18 protein-coding genes and 1 riboswitch are annotated in these 17,359 nt (G+C 69.0%); of the genes, 9 read left to right on the top strand and 9 right to left on the bottom strand.

Annotation, left to right across the window (positions count from 1 at the left end; translation table 11 throughout):
- Positions 1-197 precede the first annotated feature (197 nt).
- From clpC1 to AU194_RS09360, 4 genes are all read left to right on the top strand, one after another.
- Positions 198-2,741, top strand: coding sequence for an ATP-dependent protease ATP-binding subunit ClpC (gene clpC1, locus AU194_RS09375; protein ID WP_059088941.1), 2,544 nt, complete (start codon positions 198-200; stop codon positions 2,739-2,741).
- A gap of 119 nt (positions 2,742-2,860) precedes the next feature.
- A riboswitch (cobalamin riboswitch) is annotated at positions 2,861-2,987 on the top strand.
- Entirely contained in the window at positions 2,962-3,177 is a 216-nt protein-coding gene (locus tag AU194_RS09370) for a CbtB domain-containing protein (protein ID WP_059088940.1), read from the top strand. Its footprint overlaps the riboswitch before it by 26 nt.
- Before the next feature lie 27 nt (positions 3,178-3,204).
- Positions 3,205-4,002 (top strand): CbtA family protein, encoded by a 798-nt coding sequence (locus AU194_RS09365; protein WP_059088939.1) that lies wholly within the window; start codon positions 3,205-3,207, stop codon positions 4,000-4,002.
- On the top strand, positions 3,999-4,565 hold the full coding sequence (locus AU194_RS09360) for a histidine phosphatase family protein (RefSeq protein ID WP_059088938.1): 567 nt from the start codon (positions 3,999-4,001) through the stop codon (positions 4,563-4,565). Before AU194_RS09365 ends, AU194_RS09360 begins: the two co-directional genes overlap by 4 nt.
- On the opposite strand, the gene AU194_RS09355 is transcribed toward AU194_RS09360, so the two are convergent.
- Both AU194_RS09355 and mhuD read right to left on the bottom strand, forming a co-directional pair.
- On the bottom strand, positions 4,562-5,932 hold the full coding sequence (locus AU194_RS09355) for a serine hydrolase (RefSeq protein WP_059088937.1): 1,371 nt from the start codon (positions 5,930-5,932) through the stop codon (positions 4,562-4,564). The two genes, AU194_RS09360 and AU194_RS09355, sit on opposite strands and share 4 nt — an antisense overlap.
- Positions 5,907-6,236 carry a mycobilin-forming heme oxygenase MhuD gene (mhuD, locus tag AU194_RS09350; protein WP_059088936.1) on the bottom strand — a complete coding sequence of 110 codons (330 nt, stop codon included), beginning with the start codon at positions 6,234-6,236 and terminating at the stop codon, positions 5,907-5,909. The genes AU194_RS09355 and mhuD overlap by 26 nt, the downstream gene beginning before the upstream one ends.
- Positions 6,237-6,274: 38 nt before the next feature.
- Here mhuD and AU194_RS09345 point away from each other — a divergent pair, with 38 nt between their 5' ends.
- The gene (locus AU194_RS09345; RefSeq protein ID WP_059088935.1) at positions 6,275-7,045 is read left to right on the top strand and encodes an alpha/beta fold hydrolase; all 771 of its coding nucleotides are present in this window, start codon (positions 6,275-6,277) and stop codon (positions 7,043-7,045) included.
- Here AU194_RS09345 and AU194_RS09340 read toward each other — a convergent pair.
- The gene (locus AU194_RS09340) at positions 7,019-7,282 is read right to left on the bottom strand and encodes a hypothetical protein (RefSeq protein ID WP_059088934.1); all 264 of its coding nucleotides are present in this window, start codon (positions 7,280-7,282) and stop codon (positions 7,019-7,021) included. The two genes, AU194_RS09345 and AU194_RS09340, sit on opposite strands and share 27 nt — an antisense overlap.
- A gap of 71 nt (positions 7,283-7,353) precedes the next feature.
- On the opposite strand from AU194_RS09340, the gene AU194_RS09335 reads away from it, so the two are divergent.
- On the top strand, positions 7,354-8,334 hold the full coding sequence (locus AU194_RS09335; protein ID WP_059088933.1) for a helix-turn-helix domain-containing protein: 981 nt from the start codon (positions 7,354-7,356) through the stop codon (positions 8,332-8,334).
- A gap of 7 nt (positions 8,335-8,341) precedes the next feature.
- On the opposite strand, the gene AU194_RS09330 is transcribed toward AU194_RS09335, so the two are convergent.
- From AU194_RS09330 to AU194_RS09320, 3 genes are all read right to left on the bottom strand, one after another.
- Positions 8,342-9,028 carry a class I SAM-dependent methyltransferase gene (locus AU194_RS09330; protein ID WP_059088932.1) on the bottom strand — a complete coding sequence of 229 codons (687 nt, stop codon included), beginning with the start codon at positions 9,026-9,028 and terminating at the stop codon, positions 8,342-8,344.
- Positions 9,029-9,101: 73 nt separating this feature from the next.
- Positions 9,102-10,973 (bottom strand): bifunctional diguanylate cyclase/phosphodiesterase, encoded by a 1,872-nt coding sequence (locus tag AU194_RS09325; RefSeq protein WP_059088931.1) that lies wholly within the window; start codon positions 10,971-10,973, stop codon positions 9,102-9,104.
- A 62-nt stretch (positions 10,974-11,035) separates the two neighbouring features.
- The gene (locus tag AU194_RS09320; RefSeq protein ID WP_059088930.1) at positions 11,036-11,902 is read right to left on the bottom strand and encodes an A/G-specific adenine glycosylase; all 867 of its coding nucleotides are present in this window, start codon (positions 11,900-11,902) and stop codon (positions 11,036-11,038) included.
- Positions 11,903-11,931: 29 nt separating this feature from the next.
- On the opposite strand from AU194_RS09320, the gene AU194_RS09315 reads away from it, so the two are divergent.
- Entirely contained in the window at positions 11,932-12,552 is a 621-nt protein-coding gene (locus AU194_RS09315; RefSeq protein WP_059088929.1) for a carbonic anhydrase, read from the top strand.
- 91 nt (positions 12,553-12,643) lie between these two features.
- Positions 12,644-13,408 carry a hypothetical protein gene (locus tag AU194_RS09310; RefSeq protein WP_059088928.1) on the top strand — a complete coding sequence of 255 codons (765 nt, stop codon included), beginning with the start codon at positions 12,644-12,646 and terminating at the stop codon, positions 13,406-13,408.
- Between the two features lie 7 nt (positions 13,409-13,415).
- Here AU194_RS09310 and disA read toward each other — a convergent pair whose 3' ends face one another.
- Genes disA through AU194_RS09295 form a run of 3 tightly spaced genes read right to left on the bottom strand, consistent with a single transcriptional unit; the run spans position 13,416 to position 16,558 of the window.
- Complete coding sequence (gene disA / locus AU194_RS09305; RefSeq protein ID WP_059088927.1) at positions 13,416-14,531, bottom strand: DNA integrity scanning diadenylate cyclase DisA; 1,116 nt, start codon at positions 14,529-14,531, stop codon at positions 13,416-13,418.
- Between the two features lie 13 nt (positions 14,532-14,544).
- Complete coding sequence (gene radA / locus AU194_RS09300) at positions 14,545-15,936, bottom strand: DNA repair protein RadA (protein WP_059088926.1); 1,392 nt, start codon at positions 15,934-15,936, stop codon at positions 14,545-14,547.
- Positions 15,937-15,988: 52 nt separating this feature from the next.
- The gene (locus AU194_RS09295; protein WP_059088925.1) at positions 15,989-16,558 is read right to left on the bottom strand and encodes a hypothetical protein; all 570 of its coding nucleotides are present in this window, start codon (positions 16,556-16,558) and stop codon (positions 15,989-15,991) included.
- Positions 16,559-16,867: 309 nt separating this feature from the next.
- Between AU194_RS09295 and carD the strand changes: the two genes are divergently transcribed.
- Positions 16,868-17,356 carry an RNA polymerase-binding transcription factor CarD gene (gene carD / locus AU194_RS09290; protein WP_011562117.1) on the top strand — a complete coding sequence of 163 codons (489 nt, stop codon included), beginning with the start codon at positions 16,868-16,870 and terminating at the stop codon, positions 17,354-17,356.
- The last annotated feature ends 3 nt before the right edge of the window (positions 17,357-17,359 follow it).

The raw sequence follows: 17,359 nt of genomic DNA, 5'->3' as shown, positions 1-17,359 counted from the left end.
ATCGGCGGCCTCGGCCGGAAACGAATCGCCCAGCTGCGGCGTTGGGATGGTCAGCAGCGCAGAGCAGGGCGGTACGGACCGCCAACCACGACGCTCGCTGCAGCCGCCCGATAGAGTGGACGGCAGGTGTACCGCAGTTCGGTGAAGTGCTCAGGACCGCGTACGCCACCTATGCGATGGAGAGCAGGTAACCACGGATGTTCGAAAGATTCACCGACCGTGCGCGTCGGGTTGTCGTCCTGGCTCAGGAAGAAGCCCGGATGCTCAACCACAATTACATCGGCACCGAGCACATCCTGCTGGGACTCATTCACGAGGGCGAGGGTGTAGCGGCCAAGTCGCTCGAGTCGCTCGGCATCTCCCTGGAAGGTGTGCGCAGCCAGGTCGAGGAGATCATCGGCCAGGGCCAGCAGGCGCCGTCGGGCCACATCCCCTTCACCCCGCGCGCCAAGAAGGTGCTCGAGCTGTCCCTGCGCGAGGCGCTGCAGCTCGGCCACAACTACATCGGCACCGAGCACATCCTGCTCGGCCTGATCCGCGAAGGTGAGGGTGTCGCCGCCCAGGTCCTCGTGAAGCTCGGCGCCGAGCTGACGCGGGTGCGCCAGCAGGTCATCCAGCTGCTGAGCGGCTACCAGGGCAAGGAGTCCGCGGAAGCCGGCACCGGTGGCCGCGGCGGCGAGTCCGGCAACCCCTCGACCTCGCTGGTCCTCGACCAGTTCGGCCGCAACCTGACCGCGGCCGCGATGGAGGGCAAGCTCGATCCGGTCATCGGCCGCGAGAAGGAAATCGAGCGGGTCATGCAGGTGCTGAGCCGCCGCACCAAGAACAACCCGGTGCTGATCGGCGAGCCCGGCGTCGGCAAGACCGCCGTCGTCGAGGGCCTCGCGCAGGCGATCGTGCACGGTGAGGTGCCGGAGACACTGAAGGACAAGCAGCTCTACACCCTCGACCTGGGTTCGCTGGTCGCGGGCAGCCGCTACCGCGGTGACTTCGAGGAACGCCTCAAGAAGGTGCTCAAGGAGATCAACACCCGCGGCGACATCATCCTGTTCATCGACGAGCTGCACACGCTCGTCGGCGCGGGTGCCGCCGAGGGCGCGATCGACGCCGCGAGCATCCTCAAGCCGAAGCTGGCCCGCGGTGAGCTGCAGACCATCGGCGCGACCACCCTCGACGAGTACCGCAAGTACATCGAGAAGGACGCCGCCCTGGAGCGCCGCTTCCAGCCGGTGCAGGTGGGCGAGCCGACCGTCGAGCACACCATCGAGATCCTCAAGGGTCTGCGCGACCGGTACGAGGCGCACCACCGGGTCTCGATCACCGACAGCGCGATGGTGGCCGCCGCGACGCTGGCCGACCGCTACATCAACGACCGGTTCCTGCCGGACAAGGCCATCGACCTGATCGACGAGGCCGGCGCCCGGATGCGGATCCGCCGGATGACCGCTCCGCCAGACCTGCGCGAATTCGACGAGAAGATCGCCGACGCCCGCCGGGAGAAGGAGTCCGCGATCGACGCGCAGGACTTCGAGAAGGCCGCCAATCTGCGCGACAAGGAGAAGCAGCTGGTCGCGCAGCGCGCCGAGCGCGAGAAGCAGTGGCGTTCAGGTGATCTCGACGTCGTGGCCGAGGTCGACGACGAGCAGATCGCCGAGGTGCTGGGCAACTGGACCGGTATCCCCGTGTTCAAGCTGACCGAGGAGGAGACGACTCGGCTGCTGCGCATGGAGGACGAGCTGCACAAGCGGATCATCGGCCAGGAGGACGCCGTCAAGGCCGTCTCGAAGGCGATCCGCCGCACCCGCGCCGGTCTGAAGGACCCCAAGCGCCCGTCGGGTTCGTTCATCTTCGCCGGCCCGTCCGGTGTCGGTAAGACCGAGCTGTCCAAGGCGCTGGCCAACTTCCTGTTCGGCGACGACGACGCGCTCATCCAGATCGACATGGGTGAGTTCCACGACCGCTTCACCGCGTCGCGGCTGTTCGGTGCCCCTCCGGGGTACGTCGGCTACGAAGAGGGCGGCCAGCTCACCGAGAAGGTGCGCCGCAAGCCGTTCAGCGTCGTGCTGTTCGACGAGATCGAGAAGGCCCACCAGGAGATCTACAACAGCCTCCTGCAGGTCCTCGAGGACGGCCGCCTCACCGACGGTCAGGGCCGCACGGTCGACTTCAAGAACACCGTGCTGATCTTCACCTCGAACCTCGGTACGAGCGACATCAGCAAGGCCGTCGGCCTGGGCTTCAGCCAGGGCGGCGGGGAGAACAACTACGAGCGGATGAAGCAGAAGGTCAACGACGAGCTGAAGAAGCACTTCCGCCCGGAGTTCCTCAACCGCATCGACGACATCATCGTGTTCCACCAGCTCACGCAGGACGAGATCATCAAGATGGTCGACCTGATGATCGGCCGGGTCGGCAACCAGCTGCGGGCCAAGGACATGACGATGGAGCTGACGCCGAAGGCGAAGGCGCTGCTGGCCAAGCGTGGCTTCGATCCCGTGCTCGGTGCGCGACCGCTGCGTCGCACCATCCAGCGCGAGATCGAGGATCAGCTGTCGGAGAAGATCCTCTTCGAGGAGATCGGCCCCGGCCAGCACATCACGGTCGACGTGGAGAACTGGGACGGCGAAGGTCAGGGCGAGGACGCCAAGTTCACCTTCAGCGGTGGACCGAAGCCGTCGCAGCCCGCGGTGCCGGATCTGGCGCAGGCCGGCGCCGCCGGTGCGCCGAGCGCAGCCGAGTAACGCCGAATCGCGAACGGGCGGTCACCTCACGGTGGCCGCCCGTTCGCGTTCCCCGGCCAGGGTGGGGGCGCGATTCCCGCGCGCCGTGCTTAGGATGTGCGATGTAATCGGCAGGCGAAGGAATCTGGTGAGAATCCAGAACGGTCGCGCCACTGTGAGAGTCAGACCCGACGCCTGCTTCACCCCACTCGGGACGCGCAATCCCGGAAAGGACCCCCCAATGACGTCACCGCAAGCTCAGAAGACCCGGGTACCGGCCATCGACCTGTCGGCCACGCGTGCCGCGGTGTGGCTGTCCGCCACCGCATTCCTCGCGCTGCTGGTGCTCTACTTCCTCGGCTTCGATCAGGGCGCGACGTCGGTCTTCGGCGACAACACCGCCGTGCACGAGTTCATCCACGACGCACGCCATCTCCTCGGCTTCCCCTGCCACTGACGCGCGGCGGGGAGAAGACAAGTCAACATGGAGAAACACATCATCGGACGCGGCCTGTTGGCCGGCGTCTGCGGTGCCGTCGTGGCGTTCGTGTTCGCGCGCATCTTCGTCGAACCGGCCGTCGAGAAGGCCATCGGTTACGAGGAGGGCATCGGCGCCGCGCGTGAGGCGATCGCCCACGCCGCGGGCGGTCACAGCCACAGCCACGAGGACGGCGGCGGGTTCTCCCGCGCCGTACAGGCCAACGTCGGCCTCGGCTTCGGCATGCTCGCGTTCAGCGTGGCCATGGGCGCGCTGTTCGCGATCGTCTTCGCGGTCGCCTACGGCCGCGTGGGCAATGTGTCGGCGCGGCTGCTGTCGCTGTACATCGCGGGCGGCATGCTGCTGAGCCTGTACGTGGTGCCGTCGCTGAAGTACCCGGCCAGCCCACCGGCCCTGAGCCTCGACGAGACCCTGCGGCAGCGCACCCTGCTCTACCTGCTGCTGGTCGTCCTGTCGGCGGCGCTGTTCGTCGGCGCGGTTTACCTCGGTCGGAGGCTGCGCGACCGGTTGGGCACCTGGAATGCCACGCTGGCCGGCGCGGGCGCCTACGTGCTGGCGATGGCGGTGCTGATGCTGGTGCTGCCGACCATCGCCGAGACACCCGGCCCGCTCGTCGACGACGCGGGCACGATCGTCTACGAGGGCTTCCCCGCCGACGTCCTCTACGACTTCCGGCTGTACTCGCTGGGGACGCAGGTCGTCATGTGGGCGACGATCGCGCTGGTGTTCGCGCCGCTGGCATCCCGGTTGCTCGAGGGTCGCCGCGAAGCCCTGCGGACGTGAGTGAGGTCGTCCGGCTGACGCTGGTGTCGCACGCGATGACCGACGCCGTGTCGGCCGGACGATTCCCCACCGACGAACCGCTCAACGCGCAGGGACACCGCCAGGTCGACGCCAGCGTCGAACTCGGCCCCACCGACGCCGCCTACTGCGGCCCGGAGAAGCGCACCAGGCAGACGGCCGATCTGCTGGGCCTGCAGGCTGTCGTCGACCCACTCCTGGCCGATCTGGACTGCGGCCGGTGGCGCGGTGACGTGTTGGGCGGGGTGCAGCCCGCGGATCTGGCGATCTGGCTCACCGACCCGACCCAGGCGCCGCACGGCGGGGAGTCCGTGGTCGCGGTGATCGAGCGGGTGCGCCGCTGGATGGACACGCTGTCCGACCGCCGCGGCAGGATCGTCGCGGTCACCCACCCGGCCGTGGTCCGCGCGGCGATCCTGGTCGCGCTCGACGCTCCCGCGCGGTCGTTCTGGCGCATCGACGTGGCCCCGGCCAGCCGGACCGTGCTGCACTTCCGTGGGCACGCCTGGACGCTTCGGTCGACGCACCAGGGGTCCACCCACTAATCGGCGACGGGCACCATCGCGAAGGTCTGGTGCACGATCGACAGCAACCAGGCCGCCGCGGTGCGGCTGCGGTACTCGGGCCAGTTGAGTTGGAAGCTCACCACCCACGGCTGACCGGTGTGGTCGACGGCGTACCAGGAGAACGTCAGATCGCCCGGCAGGTTGCCGCCCTTGGCGCCGATGTAGGGCCACTTCCCGCGGTCCAGCTCCACACCCGGCACCGCCGACAGGATGTCCCGCACGGGTGCGGCGGCGCCGGTGGCGGAGGCCTGCAGCGCGGCGTGCACGCGGCAGATATCGGCGGCGCTGCCGTACCACTCGGCGCCGTAGTCCGAGGCGGGGGTGTGGGTGCGGGTCGGATCGGGTTCGTACGGGCGTGCGTCGGTCTGCTTCAGCAGCGCGATCCGGCCCTGGTGGTCGGCCTGTTTGAACTGCTCGCGCAGGTCCGGCTGACCCCAGCCGACCGAGAACATCTCGTGCATGGTCGGGAACGGCGTCATGCTCGCCGGATCGTGGTGTCCGCCTGCCACCAGCGCCCGCTCGACGGCGCCGGGGCCGAGGTGGGCGATCAGCAGGTCGGTGGCGGCGTTGTCGCTCGCGGAGATCATCTGCTGGGCGGCTTCCCGGACCGACACGGTCGACCCGGGCGGCATCTCCTCGAGGCCCGCGGCGCCAAGGGCTTTGACCCGTTCGGTGATCGTCAGCTGGTCGTCCCAGCCGGCCTTGCCGGTCTTGACCGCGTCCGCGACCGCGAGCAGCACGTAGAGCTTGAAGATCGACGCCAGCGGTAGCGAGGTCTCGGTGTTGGTGCCCGCCACCTGCTGGCAGGAGCCGCCGTCGGTCACCCGTGACACCTGGTAGGAGTAGCGCGCGCCCGAGTTGCCGAGCACCGCGTCGATGTCGGCCCACTTCTCGATCACCGGCGGGAGCAGCGTGACGTCGAACCGGTCGACCAGCCCTTCGTCGTTGGTGCGCAGTTCGACGTCCTGCGCGGCGCCGTAGGGGGTGCGCGTGTGCAACGTCGCGGTACCCGCACGGATGTCCACGCCGGTGACCGTGATCGGGCGGTCCCACCACAGGTTGCCCATCGCATCGATGATGTGGTCGACCTGATCCTCGACGGCCATCGTGCGGACGTTGACGTCGCCGATCGGCCAGTCGGAGTTGACCATGTCCATGGTCTGCTTGGCGCGCAGTCCCTGCGGCGTACTGGTGCCGATGTGCGCGCCGTAGGCGGCGTCGGCCGGGGCGGTCGAGGTGTGACCGCATCCGGCTGCTGATGAGACGACGAGCGCGGCAGCGGTCAGCAGGGTGGCCACCCGGCGAACCGGCCGCGTCGCGTCAGCCCTTGTCGCCGGGCCCTGCAACGTCGAGCACGACCTCGAACTCCAGCAGCGAGGCGCCGGTGGCGACCGGGTTGGCGGCCTGCCCCTTGTGCGCCTCGATGGCCGGACCGGTCGCCCACGCCTGGAACGCCTCCTCGGTCTCCCACTGGGTGACGACGAAGTAGCGGTTCTCGCCCTTGATGGGGCGTAGCAGCTGGAAGCCGAGGAAGCCGGGCTGGTTGTCCACGGCGTGCGCGCGGTGGGCGAACCGCTTCTCCAGCTCCGGTCCGGCGTTCGGCGGGACCTCGATTGCGTTGATCTTCACCACAGGGGTCTGGCTGGACATGGGGTCAGGTTACCGGTTGGGCTGGGCAAGATGAGCAGATGGACTCCCCACTGTTGACCGCCAGGGGCGGTGACGGCGCCCCGCTGGTGCTGGTGCACGGACTGATGGGCCGCGGCAGCACGTGGGGCCGCCAACTGCCGTGGCTCGCGGCTCTGGGCGCGGTGTTCACCTACGACGCGCCCTGGCACCGCGGCCGGGATGTGGTGGAGGCGCATCCGATCAGCACCGAACACTTCGTCGCCGAACTCGGCGCCGCCGTGGCGGCCCTGGGCAGGCCCGCGACGCTGATCGGGCATTCGATGGGTGGGCTGCACTCCTGGTGTCTGGCCGCGCAGCGGCCGGAGTTGGTGAGCGCGCTGGTGGTGGAGGACATGGCGCCGGATTTCCGCGGCCGCACCACCGGGCCGTGGGAGCCGTGGCTGCACGCGCTGCCGGTCGAGTTCGAGACCGAGGAGCAGGTGCTCGCCGAGTTCGGGCCGGTGGCCGGGCGCTACTTCCTCGAGGCGTTCGACCGCACACCGACCGGCTGGCGGCTGCACGGCCGCCGCCGCCACTGGATCGACATCGCCGCCGAGTGGGGTCTGCGCGACTACTGGGGGCAGTGGGAGCAGGTGCGGGTCCCGACGCTGCTGCTGGAGGCGGGCAACTCGGTCACCCCGCAGGGGCAGATGCTGCGGATGGCCGAAACCGGTTGCCGGACAACGTATCTACAGGTTCCCGACGCCGGCCATCTGATCCACGACGAACAGCCGGAGGTCTACCGCGGCGCGGTCGAGGGCTTTCTAACGACGCTCGCCGACCGCACCTGAGCCCGGCCACACCGGGTGCTCCTCGAAGCGGGTGCGGATCGCGTCGATGTCGTGCTGGATCCGGTGGGCGTCGCGATCGAGGTCGCGCTGACCGTCGAAGCGGCCCGCCATGGGCGCCCACACGCGGAACTGGTCGAGATCCCAGCGCAGCACCCCGGTGCGGTGCGCGATCCAGGCCAGGATCGCGGCCAGGACAAAGGGACTCGACACGGCGAGGGTGATCAGTGCAGTACTCATGGCAGTTATCTTCCGATCGGACACATTCCGCCAACAGTGGCAGCACTGCCTTCTTGCGCTAATATGCTGCCATGGCGTTGAAAAGCGTATCGACCCTGGTCCTCGACGGTCTAGCGGTTTTCGAGTTCGGGGTCATCTGCGAGGTGTTCGGCATCGACCGCTCCGCCGACGGCGTGCCGAACTTCGACTTCAAGGTGTGCGGACCGGTGGCCGGTGAATCGGTGCGCACCACGATCGGCGCCCACCTGACCCCGGCGCACGGCTTCGACGACCTGCTCGGCGCGGATCTGGTGGCCGTACCCGCGATCGCGTCGGGGAAGAAGGGCTACCCGCCCGAGGCGCTCGAGGTGCTGCGCGAGGCCGCCGACCGCGGCTCGATCATCCTCACGGTCTGCTCGGGTGCCTTCGTCGTCGGCGCGGCGGGGTTGCTCGACGGGCGGCCCTGTACGACGCACTGGATGTACGCCGACCTGCTCGCGAAGACGTATCCCACCGCCCGCGTCGACCGCAACGTGCTGTTCGTCGACGACGGGAATCTGATCACCAGCGCGGGCACCGCCGCCGGTATCGACGCCTGCCTGCACCTGGTGCGGCGCGAACTCGGCAGCGAGGTGACCAACCGGATCGCCCGCCGCATGGTCGTGCCCCCGCAGCGCGACGGCGGGCAGCGTCAGTACATCGAACAGCCGATTCCGGTCAGGGGCTCGGAACGCTTTGCGCCGCATCTGGATTGGATACTCGCCAACCTCGAGAAGCCGCACACGGTGAGCACGCTGGCGCGCCGCGCGAACATGTCGGCGCGGACCTTCGCCCGCCGCTTCGTCGAGGAGACCGGCACCACCCCGATGCAGTGGGTGACCGATCAGCGGGTGCTCTACGCCCGCCGGATGCTCGAGGAGAGCGATCTGGACGTCGACCGCATCGCCGAGCGGTCCGGGTTCGGCACGGCCACGCTGCTGCGGCACCACTTCCGCCGGATCATCGGAGTGACCCCCACCGACTACCGCAGGCGGTTCTGCTGCGGGGTCAGCGAGGCCGAGCAGAGCGCCTGAGCGCCGCTCACTCGGGCGTGCGGCGTCCGGCGATCATCACCAGCGGCGAATCGGGGATGCGGCCCACCTCCACGTCGACGAGGTCGGCCACACCCTCGGCCAGCGCGCGGGCGTCGTCGAGGTCGATCGACCGGCCGGCGATCCACGTGCGGAACACCGCGAGGTTGGGACCGTCGAAGATGCGCGGGAACTTGTAGTGCTTGATGAAGTTCGACGAATCCTCGAACGTCGCGCTGCGATCGGCGTCGGTGACCAGCAGTGGGCCGCCCGGTTTGAGCACACGGACGCACTCGGCCATCCCGGTCTCGCGTGACGTCCAGTGTTTGACCGAGCCGTAGCTGATGACGCCGTCGAACGTGCGGTCGGCGAAGGCGAGGTTGGTGGCGTCGCCGTGCTGGAAGGTGACCCGGTCGCTGTAGTCGCGCAGGCGCTTACGCGACCGTTTGAGCTGGGGTTCGGCCAGGTCGATCCCGATGATCGTCAGGTCCGGGCGCTGATCGGCCAGGTACTGGGTGAACAGACCCCCACCCGAGCCGACGTCGAGGATGTGCGCGTTCTGCGGCAGGAGGTTGAGGAACTTCTCGTCGATGATGGCGCGCGAGCGGTACACCGACGGCGCGACGACCGCCTCGTACATCAGCGCGTGCGCAGACGAGTACGTCGCGGTGATGTGGTTGAACGGCGCCACTGCCACTTGTCGACTCCTTCGTGAGGCTGACGAACGAGTTCTTCTTACTGCACGCGGTAGGCCCTGTCGAGCCATTGCGCTAAGTGGACAGCGGACCGGCGGGGGCGTTGTCGTGCAGCGCGTCGACCGGAATGTGCCCCGCGCGGAACAGCGCCTCCATCGCCGCACCGTCGACGGGGCGGGACAGCATGAAGCCCTGCGCGCGCGGACAGCCCAGTTCGAGCAGGGTCCGGGCCGCCGCCACGGTCTCGACGCCCTCGGCGACCACCTCGAGTTCGAACGCGTCGGCCAGCGCCAGGATGGCCCGCACGATCGCCAGGTCGCCGGGGTTCTCGCCGAGATCGCGCACGAAGCCGCGGTCGATCTTCACGGTGTCCACCGGCAGCGACTTCAGATGCGTGAGAACGCTGTAGCCCGTGCCGAAGTCGTCGATCGCGATGCGCACCCCGACCTGTTTGAGCGCGGCCAGCGTGTGGCGGGTGGCCTCGATGTCCTGGACCACCACGCTCTCGGTGATCTCCAGGCACACCGCGGAACCGTCGAGCCCGAACTCGTCGAGCGTGCCCGCGACGGTCGCCGCGAAACCGTCGGAAACCAGTTGCACGGGTGAGACATTGATGCGCAGTATCGCGTCGGTGGCGGTGCGCCGCGAGCGCCAGCGGGCGAAGTCGGCGCACGCCGAACGCATCACCAGGCGACCGAGTTTGCCTGCGAGGTTGATGGATTCGGCCACCCCGATGAACGAGTCGGGCAGCAGCAGGCCGCGGGTGGGATGGCGCCACCGCACCAGCGCCTCGGTGCCGAGCACCTTGCCGGTGCGCATGTCGATCTCGGGCAGGTAGTGCAGGACCAGAGCGCTGCTGGCCTCGTCGATCACGCCCTCGAGGTGCAACTCGATGTCGTTGCGGATGGCGTGCTGGGATGCCATCTCGGCGGTGAACACCGCGGTCTTGCTACCGCCTGCGCTCTTCGCCGAGAGCGCGGCCTGGTCGGCGCGGCGCAGCAGATCCGATGTGGTGTCGTCACCGGGTGTGCCGACGGCCACGCCGATACTGACTGTGCGCGCGAGCATCTCACCGTCGATCACCACCCGGCGCTGCAGCCAGATCTGCAGTCTGCGTGCGAAGGCCTCGACGGTCGCGACGTCCATCGCCTCGTCGGGGACCACGACGAACTCGTCACCGCCGACACGGGCGATCACCGCGGGCCGCTCGGTGCCCGCACGCAACCGGTCGGCGAACATCTTGATGAACTGGTCGCCGGCGCTGTGCCCGAGGTAGTCGTTGACCGTCTTGAGCCGGTCGAGATCGAGAAACAGCACCGAAACCGGACCCGGCTGGCCCTCGGCGAGGCGCTGGTCGAGGTGGGCCATCAGCGCCCGCCGGTTGAGCAGTCCGGAGAGGTCGTCGTGTTCGGCGAGGTACTGCAGCTGTTCCTCGGCCGCGATACGGGCCTGCAGCTGCGCGAACAGCGTCGCGATCGCCTGCAGCGCGTTCTGCTCCTCGACGGTCCACTCGCGGTCGCCGATCTTGATGAAGCCGAGGATGCCCGAGGTGATCTCGCCGGACAGCAGCGGTACGCATGCCATGGACACCGATGGCACCCCGGTGCCCTCCTCGATCCGGCGCTGGTAGTCGTCGTTGTCCGGTTCCGGGCGCAGGATCAGTGGTGTCTTGAGGTACTCGGCCTGCCGGAACACCGGGTCGGCCTCGGCGAAGTAGATCACCCCGATGGGGTCCGGATCCGGGATGTAGTCGCGCAGCGGCCATTCGGCGACGAGTTTGGTCGCCTTGATCGTGTGGTCGTTGTGCCGCAGGAAGCTGAAATCCACGCCGAGGTGGGACACCACGTCGGCCAGGACACGGGTGCAGCTCTCGGTCACGTTGGTGGCGGTGGCCGCCATCAACTCCGCGGCCGCCGCGGTGACGACCTGATCCAGACTCCGCGTCATCCGCTAACGTTATCCCGCTTATGGTGCGCAGGGTGAGCGGCCATGCTGGTACGCCCGCGTATTCACAGACCTTCGCCCGCAAGGGCAAATCGTCCGTCGGCGGTCTGCTCGACCAGACCGTCGACCAGCAGCGAATCCAATGCGCGGTCGCGTTGTGCGGTGTCGGTCAGCCAGACGACGTCGAGTTGGGCCCGCGACACCGGAGTCGCGCTGCCGCGCAGCACGTCGAGCAACCGGCCACGGACCTGCCGGTCGGTACCGGCGTAGCGCTGCGGTTTCCTGACCGGTGCGGGCGCCGCGGGATGGCCGAGTGAACGCCATGTGCACGTCTGCAACGGGCAGATGCCGCACCGCGGGGCGCGCGCCGTGCACACCGTCGCACCCAGTTCCATCACCGCGACCGAGAACCGCGGCGCCTCGGGCCCGTCGGGGAGCAGGGCGGCGACGTCGGCGAGATCCCGTGTGCTGGCCGGGCTGTCGGCCCGGCCGTGCACGGCACGCGCGACGACCCGCCGGACGTTGGTGTCGACCACCGGAACCCGTTGCCCGTAGGCGAAGCAGGCCACCGCCCGTGCGGTGTATGCGCCGATTCCGGGCAGTGTCAGCAACACCTCGACGTCGTCGGGGACCTCGTCACCGTGTTCGGTCGCGATCACGGTCGCGCATTCGTGCAGCCGCTTGGCGCGGCGCGGATAGCCGAGCTTGCCCCATGCGCGCAGCACGTCGGCGGCACTGGCGGCCGCGGTCGCCGACGGTGTGGGCCATCGCTCGATCCAGCTGAGCCAGATCGGTTCGACGCGCGCCACCGGTGTCTGCTGCAACATGAATTCACTGACCAGGATCTGCCACGGCGTCACCCCGGGACGGCGCCACGGCAGATCCCGTTGTTCGCGGTCGTACCACGCCAGCAAGTCGGGTGGATGAATCATTCGTCAACCCCTCATGCACAATAAGCGCCATGCCGCATACCAGCCCGGTGACCGCGTGGAAGGCACTCAAGGAGGGTAACGAGCGCTTCGTCGCGGGCCGCCCCCAACATCCCAGTCAGAGTGTCGATTATCGCGCCAGTCTCGCCGAGGGACAGCGACCCACCGCGGTGGTGTTCGGCTGCGGTGACAGCCGGGTGGCCGCCGAGATCATCTTCGACCAGGGCCTCGGCGATATGTTCGTGGTGCGTACCGCGGGCCATGTCATCGACTCCGCGGTGCTCGGCTCGATCGAGTTCGCGGTGACGGTGCTGGAGGTGCCGCTGATCGTGGTGTTGGGTCACGACAGCTGTGGTGCGGTGAAGGCGACGCTGACCGCACTCGACGACGGTGTGGTGCCCGGCGGTTACGTGCGCGACATCGTCGAACGCGTCACCCCGTCGATTCTGGTCGGACGCCGCGACGGGCTGAGCCGGGTCGACGAGTTCGAGGAACGGCACGTCAACGAGACCGCCAAACAGCTGCGCGACCGGTCCAGCGCGATCGCCTCCCGCATCGATGCGGGCAAGGTCGCGATCGCCGGTGTCACCTACCACCTGGCCGACGGCCGGGCCCAACTGCGCGAGCACCTGGGCGACATCGGCGAGGCCTGACAGGTCCGTCGGCTCTTTGCGCGAGCGCTCATCGCACGACACGCCGGGTCACCTCGGACGATTGCGCCTGACCGGGCCTTACCGTAATCGTGTGCTGGATCTGGAACCGCAAGGCCCGCTACCGACGCAGATCTATTGGCGCCGTCGGGCGCTGGCGCTGGGCGTCGCGGTGGTCATCATCGGGATCGTCGCCGCGGTGGTGGTGATGGTGGTGTCGGGCGGTTCCGGCGCGGAGACGAAGAACGCCGACCAGCAGCAGTCCGCCGCCAATGCGGAAAAGGCCGCGCCGCCCCCGCTTCCGGGTGAGGCGCCGGGGGAGAAGACCCCGATCGTGCCGCCGCCGCAGCAGGCGCCGCCGCCGGCCCCGACGCCCACCGCTGCCGTCGCCCCGCCGCCGGTGCTCCAGGAGGGCGACGACTGCCCGGACTCCACGCTCGCGGTCAAGGGCATCACCAGCCAGCCCGAGTACGTCGTCGGCGATCAGCCGAAGTTCACGATGGTCGTCACCAACATCGGCCTCGTCGCGTGCAAGCGCGACGTCGGCGCCGCGGTCCTCGCCGCGTACGTCTACTCGCTGGACAACACCCGCCTGTGGTCGAACCTCGACTGCGCACCGTCGAACGAGACGCTGGTCAAGACGTTCGCACCGGGTGAGCAGGTCACCACCGAGGTGACATGGACGGGTATGGGTTCCGCCCCGCAGTGCCCGCTGCCGCGTCAGCCGATCGGGGCCGGGACCTACAACCTCATCGTGCAGTTGGGCAACCTGCGATCCGCGCCGGTGCCGTTCATCCTCGCCCCGTCGACACCGCCGGGTCAGGCGCCCGCACCGGGTGCGCCCGCGGGCAACGGCTGAGCGAGCGTCAGCCCAGCCGGTCGGCGATCGTCGACTCGGCGAGCAGCGAGAGCCCTTCCCTGATGTGGCGGGCCCACATCGAACCGATGCCGTCCACCGACTGCAGATCGTCGGCGCTGGCGGCGAGCAGCCCCTGCAGTGAGCCGAAGTTGCGCACCAGCAGGTCCACATGGGCGAACTGCAGGCGGGGGATGCCCGCCATCGCCCGGTAGCCGCGCGAGCTCATCGCGGAATCCTGCGCCTCGAGCGTGGACGGATAGCCGAAGACCCTTGCCAGCGTGGTGAAGTCGAGCAGTTCGTTGTCCGACAGCGAATCGAGCTCCTCCAGCGTCGCGCTGACCTGCGCGGGCGTCGGCGGGTCCGGGTTGGCGTGGTAGTCGCGCACGATCAGCTCGCGCGCGTTGTCGTTGTCGCCGACCAGTTCCTCGAGCTGCAGTTTCAGCTGGCGGCCGTCGGTGCCGAGTTCGACCACGTCGGCGTCGATCTCGAGGCTGATCCGGCGCACCATCTCCAGCCGCTGTACGACGGTCATCACGTCGCGCAGGGTCACGAAGTCCTCGATCTCCGCGGTCGACAGCTGCCTGCTGACCTCGTCGAGGCGCGACTTGTAGCGCTCCAGGGTGGCGATGGTCTGGTTGGCCCGCGACAGGATGGTCGGGGTGTCGGGCACGACGTGCCGTTCGCCCGCCACGTACACGGTGACGATGCTCATCGAGTGGCTGACCGAGATCACCGGATAGCCGGTCTGGATGGCGGTGCGTTCGGCGGAGCGGTGCCGGGTGCCGGATTCGTCGGTCGGGATCGACGGATCGGGCACCAGCTGGACGTTGGCCCGCAGGATGCGGGTGCCGTCGCTGGAGAGCACCACCGCGCCGTCCATCTTCGACAACTCCCGCAGCCGGGTGGGTGCGTAGCGCACGTCGAGTTCGAACCCGCCGTCGCAGATCGCCTCGACGCTGTCGTCGTAGCCGAGCACGATGAGCGCGCCGGTGCGGCCGCGCAGGATGCGCTCCAGGCCGTCGCGCAACGGCGTCCCCGGTGCGAGCCGGCCGAGTGTCTCCCGCAGCGTCGGACGGGCCAACTGGACGACGTTGCCGCCCGTCCTGGCGGTCTTCACGGCCATTGTTCCTCCTGGATCATCGGCCGCCATTGTCGGCGATGCGGTCCAGCGCCCGCAACGCCGAGCTGATGTTCTGCGCAGGCAGCAGCTTCAGACCGGCGGGCACCGACAACGTGCCGGGCGGTACGACGGCGGTGGTGAACCCGAGCCGGGCGGCCTCGGCGAGCCTGCGGTCCATACCGGTCACCCTCCGCAGATCGCCCGCGAGCCCGAGCTCGCCGATGACCACCGAATGCGCGGGCATGGCCCGGTTGGTGCGGGCCGAGGCCATCGCCATCGCGACGGCGAGGTCGGACGACGGATCGGTCAGCCGCATCCCGCCGACCGTCGACAGGTAGATGTCGCACGGGCCCACCGCGAGGCGGGCGTGCTTGTCGAGCACCGCGGCGATCATCGCGGCGCGGGCGGAGTCGATCCCGCTGACCGCGCGGCGTGGATGCGGTCCGGTGGGCGGTACGACGAGTGCCTGCACCTCACCGATGAGCGGGCGCTTCCCGTCGAGCGTGACCGTCACTGCCGTCCCCGGGACCGGGGTGTCGCGCTGATCGCGGAACAGGCCCGACGGATCGGCCACACACTCGATGCCGTTGTCGTGCAACTGGAAACAGCCGACCTCGTCGGCGGCGCCGAACCGGTTCTTCACCCCGCGGACCATCCGCAGCGTGGTGGCGCGGTCGCCCTCGAAGTGCAGGACCACGTCGACGAGGTGTTCCAGTGAGCGCGGCCCGGCGATCGCGCCGTCCTTGGTGACGTGGCCGACCAGCACCATCGCGATGCCGCCCGGACCGGCCGCGCCCTTGGCGTACTGCGTCAGCGCGGTGGTGACGGCGCGCACCTGGGTGACGCCTCCGGGGACACCGTCGGTCTCCCCGGAGGACATCGTCTGCACCGAGTCGACGACGACGAGGGTGGGCGCCACGGCGTCGATGTGGCCGAGCGCGGTGGGCAGATCCGATTCGGCGGCGAGGTAGAGCTCGTCGTGGGTGCAGCCGGTGCGTTCGGCGCGCAACCGCACCTGCCCCGCGGACTCCTCCCCGGTCAGGTAGAGCGCCCGGCGCCCGGACACCGCCCAGCGGTGGGCGACCTCGAGCAGCAGCGTGGACTTTCCGACGCCCGGATCACCGGCGAGCAGCGTGACCGAACCGGGGACCAGCCCGCCGCCGAGCACCCGGTCGAGTTCGCTGATACCGGTTGCGTCGTGCCGGGTGCGGCCGGGGTCGATGCTGCTGATCGGCACCGCGGGGGAGTTGGGGGCGACGGCGTGCCGGACGGGCGAACCCGTGATCGAGGCCACCGTCGCGACCTCTTCCACGGTGCCCCAGGTGCCGCAGTCCGGGCAGCGGCCGACCCATTTGGCGGTCAGATGCCGGCACTCCGAACAGCGGTATTGAGTACGTGCCTTGGCCACAGGACGACGTTATCGGTCGTCGCCGACAGAACGCGCCCGGCGCGCGTCGCGGTCAGTGACCGCCGGAGTGCCCGCCGCCGGAGTCGTCGCGGCGCGGTTCCTCACCCGCCGAGATCGGCACCTGCACGGTGACCTCACCGCTGCGTTCGAAGGTGAACGTGAACGGATAGGTCAGCCCGTTGGTGATCGGCTTGGTCAGCTTGACGTTGGTCTTGAGCGCTTCGGCCGGTTCGGCGGACTCCAGCGCGGCGGTCTGACCGTCGGGCTCACCGGCGACCAGGACCCCGCTCGGCGGCACCGTCGCGTCGCCGCGTACCGGGACCGAGCCCACGTCGGAGCGGATCGACACCAGCTTGTCGGGCTGGTCGGGCGACTGGTTGGCCGCCACGAACAGCAGCTCGACGTCGGTGCCGGGGCGGACGTAGTCCGAGGTCTGGGGGGCGCGCAGGTGGACGTTGCGCAGCGCGACGTCGCCGACGCCGGCGTTGACGCCGTTGACGGCCGCGGCCTGGGTCGCGGTCTGCGAGATCTGCCCGGCGCCGCAGGCGGTGAGGCCGAGTGCCAGCCCGGCGGCCGCCAACCCGGCGGTGACGGCGGAAGCGCGCGGATGGATGCGGTTCACTCAAGCCTCCTGCAGAGGGGTCGCCCAGCTGTCGATCACAGTTCGACTATGCAGAGTAGTAGGTGGTCGCCCGCAGTGACCACGGCGGGCTGCCCGGACGCCCGAACGGTGTTGTGCGCCACGCTCAACCGAGGGCGGACCGCAGCCCGGTTCAGCCCGGCAACGGCGTTTCCATTTGTTAGCCCGTTGCACGAAATCAAGACCGTGTCAACCCCTGATCTTCATCCGCAGTGCCCCTGACCTGCACAGTTGTTCCGCAGGTGTCCGGGCGCCGTGTTAGGATGGACACGTGAAAGGGGCTCGAAACTGATGATTTTCAAGGTCGGAGACACCGTTGTTTATCCACACCACGGTGCTGCGTTGATCGAAGCGATCGAAACCCGAACCATCAAGGGCGAGCAGAAGGAGTACCTCGTCCTCAAGGTCGCCCAGGGCGATCTCACTGTTCGAGTACCCGCTGACAATGCGGAGTATGTCGGTGTTCGCGACGTGGTCGGACAGGAGGGCCTCGACAAGGTCTTCCAGGTGCTGCGCGCCCCCCACACCGAGGAGCCGACCAACTGGTCCCGCCGGTACAAGGCGAACCTGGAGAAGCTGGCCTCGGGTGATGTGAACAAGGTCGCCGAGGTCGTTCGTGACCTGTGGCGTCGCGACCAGGAGCGCGGGCTGTCGGCGGGCGAGAAGCGGATGCTGGCCAAGGCCCGGCAGATCCTGGTGGGCGAGCTCGCGCTCGCCGAGAACGTCGAAGACGAGAAGGCGACGATCATCCTCGACGAGGCTCTTGCCGCCGCGTCCTGACGC

Origin of the sequence: Mycobacterium sp. GA-2829 (assembly GCF_001499965.1) — a bacterium.
Classification (GTDB): Bacteria; Actinomycetota; Actinomycetes; order Mycobacteriales; family Mycobacteriaceae; genus Mycobacterium.
The sequence above is the reverse complement of the archived record's forward strand: the minus strand, read 5'-3'. Positions and strand labels throughout refer to the sequence as shown.

Excerpts from the sequence above, each read along its gene's own strand:
- carD (WP_011562117.1), top strand. The coding sequence starts at position 16,868 with ATGATTTTCAAGGTCGGAGACACCGTTGTTTATCCACACCACGGTGCT.
- AU194_RS09315 (WP_059088929.1), top strand. The coding sequence starts at position 11,932 with ATGCCGCATACCAGCCCGGTGACCGCGTGGAAGGCACTCAAGGAGGGT.
- AU194_RS09345 (WP_059088935.1), top strand. The coding sequence starts at position 6,275 with ATGGACTCCCCACTGTTGACCGCCAGGGGCGGTGACGGCGCCCCGCTG.
- mhuD (WP_059088936.1), bottom strand. The coding sequence starts at position 6,236 with ATGTCCAGCCAGACCCCTGTGGTGAAGATCAACGCAATCGAGGTCCCG.
- clpC1 (WP_059088941.1), top strand. The coding sequence starts at position 198 with ATGTTCGAAAGATTCACCGACCGTGCGCGTCGGGTTGTCGTCCTGGCT.
- AU194_RS09370 (WP_059088940.1), top strand. The coding sequence starts at position 2,962 with ATGACGTCACCGCAAGCTCAGAAGACCCGGGTACCGGCCATCGACCTG.
- disA (WP_059088927.1), bottom strand. The coding sequence starts at position 14,531 with ATGGCCGTGAAGACCGCCAGGACGGGCGGCAACGTCGTCCAGTTGGCC.
- AU194_RS09365 (WP_059088939.1), top strand. The coding sequence starts at position 3,205 with ATGGAGAAACACATCATCGGACGCGGCCTGTTGGCCGGCGTCTGCGGT.
- AU194_RS09340 (WP_059088934.1), bottom strand. The coding sequence starts at position 7,282 with ATGAGTACTGCACTGATCACCCTCGCCGTGTCGAGTCCCTTTGTCCTG.
- AU194_RS09320 (WP_059088930.1), bottom strand. The coding sequence starts at position 11,902 with ATGATTCATCCACCCGACTTGCTGGCGTGGTACGACCGCGAACAACGG.
- AU194_RS09335 (WP_059088933.1), top strand. The coding sequence starts at position 7,354 with ATGGCGTTGAAAAGCGTATCGACCCTGGTCCTCGACGGTCTAGCGGTT.
- AU194_RS09325 (WP_059088931.1), bottom strand. The coding sequence starts at position 10,973 with ATGACGCGGAGTCTGGATCAGGTCGTCACCGCGGCGGCCGCGGAGTTG.